The 12,376-nt window shown below is 36.8% G+C and carries 10 protein-coding genes and 1 pseudogene; 6 read left to right on the forward strand and 5 right to left on the reverse strand.

The genetic code is table 11. The features are described 5' to 3' along the window. Positions 1 to 883: 883 nt before the first annotated feature. Both ACFINA_RS06245 and ACFINA_RS06250 read right to left on the reverse strand, forming a co-directional pair. On the reverse strand, positions 884 to 1,885 hold the full coding sequence (locus ACFINA_RS06245; protein ID WP_375607264.1) for a bifunctional riboflavin kinase/FAD synthetase: 1,002 nt from the start codon (positions 1,883 to 1,885) through the stop codon (positions 884 to 886). Continuing rightward, the gene (locus ACFINA_RS06250; protein ID WP_375607263.1) at positions 1,885 to 2,730 is read right to left on the reverse strand and encodes a TIGR01459 family HAD-type hydrolase; all 846 of its coding nucleotides are present in this window, start codon (positions 2,728 to 2,730) and stop codon (positions 1,885 to 1,887) included. The genes ACFINA_RS06245 and ACFINA_RS06250 overlap by 1 nt, the downstream gene beginning before the upstream one ends. A 1,190-nt stretch (positions 2,731 to 3,920) precedes the next feature. Between ACFINA_RS06250 and ACFINA_RS06255 the strand changes: the two genes are divergently transcribed. Continuing rightward, positions 3,921 to 4,280 (forward strand): helix-turn-helix domain-containing protein, encoded by a 360-nt coding sequence (locus ACFINA_RS06255; RefSeq protein WP_375608097.1) that lies wholly within the window; start codon positions 3,921 to 3,923, stop codon positions 4,278 to 4,280. A gap of 382 nt (positions 4,281 to 4,662) precedes the next feature. Here ACFINA_RS06255 and ACFINA_RS06260 read toward each other — a convergent pair. From ACFINA_RS06260 to ACFINA_RS06270, 3 genes and pseudogenes are all read right to left on the reverse strand, one after another. Continuing rightward, positions 4,663 to 5,053 (reverse strand): annotated as a pseudogene (locus ACFINA_RS06260) (integrase); the annotation flags it as partial. 465 nt (positions 5,054 to 5,518) lie between these two features. Then, positions 5,519 to 5,755 (reverse strand): EexN family lipoprotein, encoded by a 237-nt coding sequence (locus ACFINA_RS06265; protein WP_375607261.1) that lies wholly within the window; start codon positions 5,753 to 5,755, stop codon positions 5,519 to 5,521. A 1,031-nt stretch (positions 5,756 to 6,786) separates the two neighbouring features. Beyond that, entirely contained in the window at positions 6,787 to 7,512 is a 726-nt protein-coding gene (locus tag ACFINA_RS06270; RefSeq protein ID WP_375615250.1) for a hypothetical protein, read from the reverse strand. A 400-nt stretch (positions 7,513 to 7,912) separates the two neighbouring features. On the opposite strand from ACFINA_RS06270, the gene ACFINA_RS06275 reads away from it, so the two are divergent. The 5 genes from ACFINA_RS06275 to ACFINA_RS06295 are packed head-to-tail and all read left to right on the forward strand — an operon-like array spanning position 7,913 to position 12,374. Beyond that, positions 7,913 to 8,233, forward strand: a complete 321-nt coding sequence (locus ACFINA_RS06275; RefSeq protein WP_375615251.1) for a TrbC/VirB2 family protein — start codon at positions 7,913 to 7,915, stop codon at positions 8,231 to 8,233. After that, positions 8,234 to 8,542, forward strand: a complete 309-nt coding sequence (locus ACFINA_RS06280; protein WP_212112790.1) for a type IV secretion system protein VirB3 — start codon at positions 8,234 to 8,236, stop codon at positions 8,540 to 8,542. Positions 8,543 to 8,564: 22 nt separating this feature from the next. Next, positions 8,565 to 10,919, forward strand: coding sequence for a VirB4 family type IV secretion/conjugal transfer ATPase (locus ACFINA_RS06285; protein WP_375615263.1), 2,355 nt, complete (start codon positions 8,565 to 8,567; stop codon positions 10,917 to 10,919). After that, the gene (locus ACFINA_RS06290; RefSeq protein ID WP_375615252.1) at positions 10,916 to 11,401 is read left to right on the forward strand and encodes a type IV secretion system protein VirB5; all 486 of its coding nucleotides are present in this window, start codon (positions 10,916 to 10,918) and stop codon (positions 11,399 to 11,401) included. Before ACFINA_RS06285 ends, ACFINA_RS06290 begins: the two co-directional genes overlap by 4 nt. Further along, positions 11,388 to 12,374, forward strand: coding sequence for a type IV secretion system protein (locus ACFINA_RS06295; RefSeq protein ID WP_375607256.1), 987 nt, complete (start codon positions 11,388 to 11,390; stop codon positions 12,372 to 12,374). Before ACFINA_RS06290 ends, ACFINA_RS06295 begins: the two co-directional genes overlap by 14 nt. Positions 12,375 to 12,376: the final 2 nt, after the last annotated feature.

Below are 12,376 nucleotides of genomic sequence, written 5' to 3' on the forward strand. Positions count from 1 at the left end.
AACAAAACATTATTGGCTTTGTGTTTTCATATCCTTACAAGACTGTCTTTCCTTTGCATTATAGGCCTTACCTTTGTGAAGGACAAAGGAAATATATGGATAGTTCTTAGCTTGAGAATCTAAAAGATTGACATATTACGACAACAAAATTGTACCTTTATCCATCAAAAGCATTAGAAATTTTGAAACAAATATACCTGCTTTCTCGCAATGATTTCTTTTATCTGCAATCAATCGCAGTCTCCTTAATATGTATTCCCCATCACAACATATGAGAGAAACGAGACTTAAAGCCTTTCTCATCGGCTTCATTCTCATTGACGCGATTGGTTAACACGAAAGCCGCTGCTCACCACTGATCTACTTTACGAGACTCGACAAACAAACCTTTTTTAAAAATATTCATCACATAATACAAAATATCACACGTGTAAGGTCACACGAACCAACTCTCATCATAAACGATGATAAGACATAAATGACATAATAAAACAAATTAGAAAAAAGAAACTTTTAAAATAAAAAAGTCATCAATTAAATTTTATCAAACTATAAGCTTAAAATAGCAAGAAATTTTAAAAACAGCCTTTCTCCCTTTTCTCGTCTATTATTGCTAAATAGGCTGAATGCTTATTATTTACTGCATCTTTTATGATGCAGTTTTAACGGATCAGAAAGAAACAAGTAGTAAAATTTTGAATGACAACAAAAACCATAAAGTTAACTTTGAAAAAAATGATGCCAAAATCAGATCTTCAGATATTCGATTCTCCCTCTCAACAACGGAAAAAACATATATTCCACGACGTTTTGGAATATATCTTTGTGATTATAATCACTTTAAGTGCTATTTTTACAGCTCTTCTCTCTTTTTCAGATAAATTTAGAACATATTTTTAAAAGTAAGCAGTCTGTCCAACGTTGATAATGGTTGTACTGTTTTTAAAATTTCTTTTGCTTTCTTTTCATCACGATGCATTTGGGCAATCAAAGGTTCAAGTCCATCAAACTTTTCTTGTCCTCGCAAAAACTGGAAAAAAGAAACGGTACAGTTTTCCCCATAAAGGTCGTCGTTAAAGTCAAACAAATAGGTTTCCAAAAGGGGCGCCCCATCCTTAACAACCGTTGGACGACAACCAAAGCTTGCAACACCATCATACAAAACACCGTTCGCACGACGCAAACGTACCGCATAAACACCATGTGCCAAACGAACTTGGGGAGGCAACATTTGATTAGCGGTAGGAAATCCCAAAAGACGTCCAAGTTTTTCACCTTGAATAATATTGGAGCGTATCCGATAGTGATACCCTAACAAATGGGCTGCTTTGTCCACTTCCCCTTGTGAGAGAAGTTGCCGAATAAAACTCGAGGAAATAATCAAAGATTGTGATTCTTGAGGACGAGCAACGCAAGGAACTTGCACAACCTCAAATCCATATTTCTCTCCCCTTTTGCAAAGAAGATGTACATTTCCACTTTTCTGATGACCAAATTGAAAATTTTCGCCTGTCACCACAACTGAAACATCAAAAACTTCCTTTAAAAAAGACTTAATAAATTCGTCCGCTGAAAGAGCGGCAAACTGTGCATCAAAGGGCTGTTCAATCACACCATTAAAGCCAAGGGTTTTAAAAATTTCAGCTTTTTCAGCTGCCTCTGTCAAACGATAGACAGGAGTTGAATGTTGAAAAAAACTTCTTGGATGTGGTTCAAAGGTTAAAACAACGGCTGGTTTCTTTTTTATCCGCGCAAAGTCAAGTGCTTTTTGCAACACCACCTGATGCCCACAATGAACACCATCAAAATTTCCAAGTGCCAACACTGCTCCCCGCCAAGCCGAGGGAAACATATGAATTCCCTGAAGACGCAAAAAATTAGTCATTACTGAAGTGCCCACATGATTGCTTGTGGTTTATAACCATGATGTTCAAGAAAAGAATGCAAAGCTTGCTTATCAACCACACCATTTTGCGTATAATCATAATGATGAATCCCCCCCATAATATAAAGGGCATCAAGACCAAAGTGAGCCGCTCCCTTAATATCCGTTAAAAGACCATCACCAATAGCTAAAACTTGACTTTTTTCTACTGTTCCCCGTATTTTTTGAAGTTTTTCAAAGGCACATTCATAAATAGGCTCGTGAGGTTTTCCAGCAATGCGCACTTCCCCTCCTAATTGTTGGTAAAGACGAGCCAATGCACCAGCGCACCAAAATTCTTTATTTCCATAATGGACAATCACATCTGGGTTCGCACAAATAAAAGGTAAATTCCGCGCCCGCATACGAAGAAACATCTCCTCATAAGCAGAGGGTTCTTCGTCAAAATCTTCAAGAAAACCGCTACAGACGACAACAGAAGCCTCCCATTCTTCAACAAATTCACACTCTAACCCTTCAAACAGCACCAAATCACGTTGTGAACCAATGAAAAAAACTTTACGTGGAGCATTCTGAATGAGATCGCGCGTTACATCCCCTGAGGTGATAATGGCATCATAATAGTCGCTATGAACATTCATACTTTGTAATTGAGCAGCAACATCTTCCCGTAGCCGAGGGGAGTTGGTTAATAAAATGACAGTTTTTCCCATTTGTCGGATTTTATACAACGCCTTCAACGCTGGTTCAAATGCATGTACACCATTATGCACAACACCCCACACATCACAAAAAACAGCATCATAATGCGCTATAATAGTCTCAATATGGGTAAGTTCATTCATGGTGCACCTATCTCTATTTGTCATTTAAAGCTGTCTTTTACTTCAAAACTACTTACCGAAAGATAATACTTGTGTCATCTGCTTTCTCAAACCATATCCCAACTTTTTATCGTCTATAGAGATCATAAGAAATGATAAAATAACTAAGTTATCATTAAGTTGTGCAAAATTCTAAAATGCTTGATAGCAAAAGCTTATCATTCCCCAATGCTCATTTTTCTCATAAAAATTTTAATTCTAACAACAACGACGTTGATAGAGTTTTTTATCTAAAATACTCAAATTCTTCACTGAGAAAATAAACGTATCCCCCTCTTAAAAACATGCATCATGAGAAAGCCCAATATATTTTCTCATTTCAAATTTGTTTATATTGAATCAATCAAAACCTATTCGCTTACACATTATAAGCAGAGAGCGTACAGATAAAAACATGTGAAGAGAGAAAAACTCTTATGCTCCCTTTCAAAGGCAAAAACTGTCGTAATATTTTGAACTGGCAGAGAGTATGTGCCGTCCGAGCATCTTTTTTTCAGTAAAGATAGGAATATAGCTTTTATCCCATTCATAGAAGCTTTTACACTATATATTTTACGAAGCACCATTGTAAAATAGGCGCTAACATTGAGAAATATCTTCTAAAACAAACATGTGAATATACAACAATCAGATCTATAATGTTTTGAGTTTATTTTGCATGAGGGCTCTTTACTCATAAAAGCTTTCCCCTATCATCATGATATCTCAGACGTATCAAAACAAGCCATTTTGGTTATTGGTTAAGAGCAACACCGTAAGCGGTGCCTTGAGCTTAAAAACCAAGGTTTACCTTCGTAAAATGCATATCTGATGTCATGCGTTTAGTAAGAAAACTTTAAAAGTTTGAAAGGCAAAAAACCTCCTATTTAAAAAAATTTATCCGTCTCAAGAAAAACTATTTTTATTGCCAATCTCCTAAAATTACTTTATGAGTCAGAAAGTGTCTTGGTCGCATACGCAACGACTAATAGGGATTAAAAGCCTGAAAACTCAAACATGAATTGACCCCGCTTTTCGGGTATCCCGGAATTCTGGGAGATTTTGCTATGTCCAAGTGTGTCGACGCACTAAAAGCAAAATGCTGATTTAAGTTCAGTACTTTTAACTCCCGGAATACTCATGCGAGGGCGCTCGCAATCGGTGGGGGAAAAATGCAAGCTCCAAATCTTAATATTGATCTTTTTGTGGGCAAAAAGATTCGCTTTAGGCGAAAAATGCTAAAAATGTATCAAAAAACATTAGGGCATCATTTAGGTATCACTTTCCAACAAATCCAGAAATATGAAAAAAGCTTAAATCGCGTGAACGCAGGACGTTTAAAGGAAATTTCCGATATTTTTAATGTTCCACTTGCCTTTTTTTACACTGATATCATCAAAAAAGACAATACCCCATACCATTATGATGAAATCGCCTCGAACAAAGAAGAATATTTGCTTTTAAAAAGTTTTAGAGTCCTCACATCTGTCAAGCAGAAAGCGATTTTAAACTTAATTTGTGATCAAAATTAAAACGCTTTAAAAGCATAGCTATAGGGTACTACACGCCCTATTCTTGGCTTTCTCCCCACACCTCAAGGGACGCTCCCTCCTCAAACCGGTTGATAAACAATCCGCCTTCTCAAAAATAACTCCTTCTCAGCTTTCAATTTCATAGGATTCCTTTCACAAAATTATATAAAAAAGCCCTCCCTTGAATATTCATCACACTCTCTTATCAAAACAGCCTATGCATAAATTTTTGTGTCTTATATCACCATACCGCAAACAATAGTGTTTTACAGCACAATAGGACAAGCATTCATACGTATAAAGGGTAGCGCCCTCTTCGCTGTGGACACTCCATTAATTTTAAACGATGTGCATTTAATATACTTTCGTAAGATGCCTGCTTATAAAGGCATAAAGGTGAAAACCATTTACCATCTTTCCCATCTCCTTTTAATTCAGCTTTACGGCTTTCAAAAATACCCAAAGCAATATCTTTTAAATAATGCAGATTGCTTATTGCCTCACGCTTTTGTTTATCGCGTTCTTTAATGGGGTAACAACCCTCACGTAAAATAGAACGCCACCCAATTTCCAATTCATAGACTTGTTTAAAAAAACATCTCTTAAAGTACCCAAGCCCACTTCGCGACAATGCCCATGAATGGTATAACGGTAAATTCATTGAGCAGCCCCATCTTTACGCTTGTGGGGAAGCAACCCGGCACCATCACAAACTTTGCCAGCTCCCAATGTTGCAACAGCTCTTGGCACTTAAGACGATTCATAAGAACTATTTTTAGTCCTTTCTTATACAAATTCTATCCACATACTCACCCCGCTTGTGATATGCAAGAAAGTGATTTTGATTGCTTCAACATAAACAGGTTTGAAATGAGAGAATCTTACGATATTCGGGACTCTCACTCAACATACAAACAGTAAATTATCATTATAAATGAATTTATTGTATAAAGACTTGGTATCATTATACATTCCTAAAAGCATTTTCTTTCCTCTAAAGTCTCAATGCGATACCAATGCCATCATAAGACAACGCGATCCTATACTCTCGTGAGAATAATCCTCAATTTTACAAAGTTGAAACAAACAACATAATGACCAATACAATTTGAGGCAATTATCTAAAAAATGATAACGATTACTACCTATAAAAATTAAAGAGGCAATTATTCTTTGAATAGTAACTTCTTTATTGAGACATTAATATATCAAAATTTATTGTAGAGTGTATATTTCTATTAAAAGCCGTGTTCACGACCTGTAGAATCAAGCTTTGGCGAGAAAAATAGTTCATTATCTGCTTGGAGAACATTTTGACAATTTTTAGATTCCTGAACAGCTAGTCCTGAAAGAAAACATTTCTTTCCCCATTCTTCTCTTAATTTTGCATCTTTCTTAAAATCTTCCACACTATAAGTTTTTTCACATCCCACAACGAATAATAGAGCCATGCATAATAAAATAATTTTTTTCATTTTACCCCTCTTTAAAGAGCTTATTTGTTAACATCATCCCCTAAATGGATTTTTAATTTTCACACTATATGAGAATACAGCCTTACTATTACTTGCTTGCTTTCACAGCAAATACTCTGAGTAAAATAACGCAAGAAGAGCTCACGACAACCATTGTATGAATTTGTCATAAATACTATGAGAAGGAAAAAGCCAAAACTGACCACAAATGATAAAATCAGAAAGCGGACTAAAGCTTTTGTCCAACTAATTTCAAATATAGAGACTGTGATAAAAATTATCCCTATCCAGTAGGATAATCTATGAACATTATAATGGTTAGTATTGCGATCAATGAACTATGAGGCCATAATAAAAAAGTACGAGCCCCTTCTTTTACCTATTTATATTTTGGTCATTGTTCCCCATCGAAGGCCTAAATAGAAACGTTTTGTGATATATAGAAAACAATCAGCAATGCAAATCATTTTTACGAAGATTTCTTCGTCTAGAGTCTATTTGAAATCCATCCATCATTTGGAAGTCTGAATTTAAAAGCAGATAATTATGAAAGCTTTTCAAGGAATGCAACAGATTGATCACTTTTAAAGAAGTAAAAAACGTGATCCAATCCTGAAGACAAAATTCTGATGAAAAAACTTTTTCTATGAATTCTTTTAAGGCATTGTGAAAGATTTTATCCATTATATCAAACGTTACACCATTTGGAGATCTGTTTATTTTTTACTTTCATCAACACCGCTCTAGAAATTCGCTTCTTGAGCGTTTTTTATCGCCTCACTTTCTCCTTCAAACACAAATACTCAAAAATGCTTTGCCACCAACAATGACATTTTCCTGCTTTTATAAAACACATCAATAAGAGAAGCTATTTTAAGAGCAAATCTCTCTTCAACATGAATGTATCATCCATTTACTTCAAAAACGAAAATAATCTCACCGTTTATTCAAACTTGCTCTACGATTTGGTACAATTTTATTGATAAAGTTTTCTCTATAAAAATTTAAGTAAATATGTTCGTTAAAACCAATCATGGACTAGCAAAGGGGTTATAGGATCCATTATCTTGCCGCCATTTTAAAGGTTCAGTGAAATCACTCGACCAAAGACCAATCTTGTTGCCACGTGCTTTTTCTTCCGCATGATGATACTGGACTGGAATAGGATTTTTCCCCTCTTTTGAGAGTACCAACATACCTTCTGTAAGACCTGCCTCAGCTAAATCAACCCCTTGAACAAAACATTGCGCATAATAAACACCATTGTGCATCAAAGCCTGTTTACAGGATAAATCCTGCCCAAGTGTTTTGGTGACAAGCCAAGCCATTGTAACCACACCACAGGGCCATTCTTGATCATTTAATCTTGCTTTTTGACGGGGTGCACATGTGTCCACACCATAAAGATGAATATCACGGGAGATATGTGAGCGCCAAGATTGTGCAGCAGGCGTCAGTAATTTAAATGTAACCCCACTTGTAACAGAAGCCTTACCATGAAAAACAACAGCATTATTTGCAACATCATTTAATGAAACACTCTTCTGCAAATCGAGAGCTGGTTCATTTTTTTCTAATTGCTGTTTAGCGATAGGTCTACCCAACTTTTTTTCTTCTCGATAAAGATCGACAATATCTTGGATATCTTGCGTCTCAAATGTTTTAAGAATGCTGAAATCCATTTTATCTTTATATTGGCTTAATCCCCACACTGTGGCCCCCATAATGTAAATAATAACAATCAATTTAAATAGCATCTCTTAACACGCTCGCTCAAAAAATTCGTTTTTTTCCTATCATGTCAGATTATTGATCAGAAATCCCCTTGTTTTTTAAAGAAAAAATCCAAATATAAGTGTTGCAGATTAACTACATTTTGTAAAGAATGATATTCTTTCTTTCATTATTTTAATATTGTTATTTTTACCAATATACACAACTTAAAATTGCCATTTTCATATAACACAATCTCAATTTGAAAAGACTTCTGTCTCTTTTACGAAGAAGAGCTTGAGAGTGAACAGATCCACGATCAAGGCTTTTAAAACAAACAAACGAGAAGAATTAAACTGTCATCAAATGACAACACTCTCCAGTTTGTTAGAGGCGATGGAATGTCGATATATGAACAAATATTATTTGTTAAAGAGAGGTAAAATGACAGATAATAGATTCCAAAACATCATTTTTATCGTGACGATGCTGCTTTTTACGGCAGTTTTTGTATCAGATCCTTCTTATGCTGCTTCTACTGCTAGTGGAGGTGGTTTCGGGAAGCTTGATGGTGTTTTAGGCAACATTGTCACAATGATGACGGGTCCAACGGCAAAGCTTATTGCTATTATATGTGTTGCTGCTGTGGGGATTGGCTGGATGTACGGCTTTATTGATTTACGCAAAGCAGCTTACTGTGTTCTGGGGATTGCTATTGTTTTTGGTGCCCCCACTCTCGTCGGCAAATTAGCGGGCACAACATAAATGAACGAAGATACTCTTTTCCTTGCCTGTACGCGCCCGGCCATGTTTGCTGGTGTTACAATGGAAGCGATGGCGCTCAATGTTATGGCGACATCCATTCTTTTCATTTTGACCAGTGATTTTACCATGTTTGGTCTTGGGATTGGGATGCACTTTATTTTGCGAGAAGTGACAAAGTACGATCACAACCAATTTCGCGTATTATTTGCATGGCTCAATACCCGAGGAAAACAAAAAAACCTCAACCGATGGGGAGGAGGTTCAACCTCCCCTTTACGCCTTATCCGCACTTATAAGGAACTAAGCTGAAGGAACGAAACTGGTGAAACAGATGTCAATCATGAAACGGGAAACTTTGCCTGAAGAATATATTCCCTATATACGCTACATCAACCAACATATCGTTGCTTTAAATTCACGCTGTTTAATGGTTGTGATGGCTGTTGAGGGTATAAATTTTGACACTGCGGATATTGATCAATTAAATTCTTTACACAACCAATTAAACACCCTTTTAAAAAATATCGCAGACGAACGGCTTGCTTTATATTCTCACATCATCCGCCGCCGTGAAACGATATACCCAGAAGGTCATTTTCTTTCATCTTTTGCAACAATATTAGATGAAAAATATAAAAAGAAGATGGTTTCGCAAGAACTGTATAGAAATGATCTATTTATTTCACTGCTTTGGAATCCGGCCGCGGATAAAACAGAAAAGCTGGTTTCATTTTTTCAGCGCTTGAGCAAAGCGAAGAAAACACAATCTGAACCCGATGAGGAAGCTATTCGTAAACTCGAAGAGTTAAGTCAAGATCTTATGCAAGGTTTGGAAGAGTATGAAGTCCGTTTACTATCCATCTATGAACATGAAGGACTTTTATTTGCTGAACAAAGTGAATTTCTCCACCAGCTAGTGGGGGGAAGACGTGAGCGTATTCCTCTTACATTTGGAACTATTGCTTCAACAATTTACTCGGATCGTGTTATTTTTGGGAAAGAAATTATCGAAATTCGCCATGAAAGCAATGAACGCTTTGTGGGCATGTTTGGATGGAAAGAGTATCCTTCTAAAACACGCCCAGGTATGACTGATGGTCTGCTTACGGTGCCATTTGAATTCATCTTAACACAATCCTTTGTCTTTAAAAGTAAGGCAGCCGCCAGTGCGATTATGAGCCGCAAGCAAAATCAAATGATCAATGCAGCTGACCGTGCTAGCTCACAAATTGATGCATTGGATGAAGCGCTGGATGATTTAGAATCAAACCGTTTTGTTTTGGGAGAACACCACATTTCTTTAGCTGTTTTTGCTGATCATCCCAAAATATTGTCTGAAAACTTATCAAAAGCACGTTCCCATTTAACCAATGGGGGAGCCGTGATTGCCAGAGAAGATTTAGGATTGGAAGCAGCATGGTGGGCACAACTTCCTGGAAACTTTAGCTATCGTGCGCGTTCAGGCGCCATTACTAGCAGAAACTTTGCTGCTTTATCGCCCTTCCATTCTTTCCCTGTTGGCAAACTGAACGATAATGTTTGGGGAGCTGCTGTCGCATTGCTAAAAACACAGGCCGGTTCACCTTACTATTTTAATTTTCATTATGGCGATCTTGGAAACACATTTGTTTGTGGTCCATCGGGCTCTGGTAAAACAGTGATTGTTAATTTTCTTCTTGCACAATTACAAAAACACAATCCAACTATGGTTTTTTTTGATAAAGATCAAGGAGCAGAGATTTTTGTACGGGCTGGAGGAGGGAAATATAAACCTTTAAAGAATGGGCAGCCCACGGGTATTGCTCCCTTAAAGGGCATGGAATACACCGAAAAAAATAAAATCTTTCTTCGTAATTGGATCTTAAAGCTGGTGACCGCTGAAGGGCAAATCGTAACAGAAGAAGAGCGACAAGATATCGCCAAAGCCATTGATTCCTTGGAAAACTTACCCCCAACCCAGCGCTCTCTTGGTGCCCTTCAACTGTTTTTTGACAACACATCCAAAGAAGGGATTGCCATACGGCTGCAACGCTGGATTAGAGGCAATGATTTAGGATGGGTTTTTGATAATGATCAAGATGATCTCAATTTAAATGCGCAGTTCATTGGATATGACATGACCGATTTCTTAGATAATGAAGAAATTCGGCGCCCCTTAATGATGTATCTCTTTCACCGCATTCTTGATTTGATTGATGGGCGACGTATCATTATCGTCATTGATGAATTCTGGAAAGCTTTAGAAGATGATTCATTTAAAGCTTTTGCGCAAGATCGGCTAAAAACAATTCGTAAACAAAATGGCATGATGCTCTTTGCAACACAAAGCCCTAAAGATGCTTTGAACTCAACAATCGCGCACACAATCATTGAGCAATGCCCCACCCAAATATTTTTTCCAAATCAAAAAGCAAATTACAATGATTATGTCGAAGCTTTCAAACTTACTGAGCGCGAATTTGAACTGATACAGTCAGAGTTAAGCAGAGAATCCCGTCGTTTTCTCATCAAACAAGGACAAAGTTCCGTCGTTGCAGAACTTAACTTACGTGGAATGAATGATGAGATCGCCGTTTTAAGCGGCACAACAAAAAACATTGAACTCATGAATGAAATTATCAACGAATATGGAGCTGACCCTGACAAATGGCTGCCCATATTTTATCAAAGGAGAAAAAATCAATGAAAAAATATGGCTTAGTTACACTGTTATCTTTTTCTTTTATTTCTCATGCAATATCACAAACGACACCCGATGTAGATGAATATTATAAACAAGCACTCGAGAACACACAAAAATTAAATGCTGCAAAATCAGAAACAGCTGAAACTATTTATAAAACAGCAACTGACACTGCAAAAAAAATCAAAGAAATAAGTCAACAACTTGAAAATATTAAATCAAAACCAGAAACAAAACCAGAAGAATTGCAAGCCCTTCGACAAGATCTTCAAGTAAAGCTTTCTCTTCTTCAAGCCGATCTTCAAGTGAATTCTTTAAAACTTCAGTCTCTTGATATGATTCAAGCAAGAGATACGAAAACAAAAGATGAATTACGTGAAGAAAAGGAACAACAAAAGCATAAATATCTTGAGGCACAATTAAAAGAAAAAGAAAAACAATTAAAAGAAAAACTTGAAAGTACGAGTACAAATGTCAGACTTTAGTTTTTCTCCCTTTGAAAGCGTTTCTGGGTATATTTTAAAACCCCTCGATAATGTGATGGACACAACGGTGAGTGGGCTATCTTCTGCTATTTCAGCGCCCTTAAATCTCGCTGCAATCATTTTTATCTTTCTTTATGGCTATAATGTTATGACAGGTCGCGTTGCGCTTTCCATGCATAGTCTTCTCAATAATGTTGTTAAAATCGTTGTTGTTACAACAATGGCAACGAATGCGGATATATTTAATACTTATGTCAAGGATATTTTCTTTAATGATTTATCCAATGCTATTGGGAATGCGCTTAACAGTAATCCTGCAAGCTCCAATGTTTTTGATTATATTTTGTTAAAGGCAAGTTCGCGTTATCAAGAAGTCTTATACAATGCTTGGTTTTTTGAAAAGATCATTGTGGGTCTTCTTGGTTCTATCATGCTTCTCGCAGTTATTCTTTTTTGTATAGGTGGTTTTATTGTGCAAATGTTTGCACAAGTTGCACTCGTCATGATTATAGGTCTTGGGCCTCTATTTATTAGTTTGTATTTGTTCAATGCAACGCGAAAATACTCCGATGCATGGATTACAACTTTGATCAATTTTACCATTTTACAAGTTCTCGTAATCATGCTTGGAACCATTATATGTCAAGTTATCCTACAGGTTCTCAAAGTTTCATATGAATCAATTTACGTTCTTTTTCCCCCTGTCATCGTCATTTCGATCATAGGAGTTATTATCTTCCGTGCGCTTCCTGGTATTGCAACAGCGCTGGCCTCTGGCGGACCATACTTTAACGCTGGTGTCTCTTCAGGAGGACAGATTTTTACAATGCTTTCAAATGGTGCAAGAGCGAGTGGCAATGCAGTAAAAAGTGCCACTTCACAAATCTCAGGAGCTGCTGGTAACGCTGTTAGAAGTGCGGCAGGGGCGGCCGCAAAAGCAGGTAAATCTGGAGGTGGTCGTGGTCGATTTTAAGA

Origin of the sequence: Bartonella sp. AC10YNML (assembly GCF_042196825.1) — a bacterium.
GTDB lineage: Bacteria > Pseudomonadota > Alphaproteobacteria > Rhizobiales > Rhizobiaceae > Bartonella.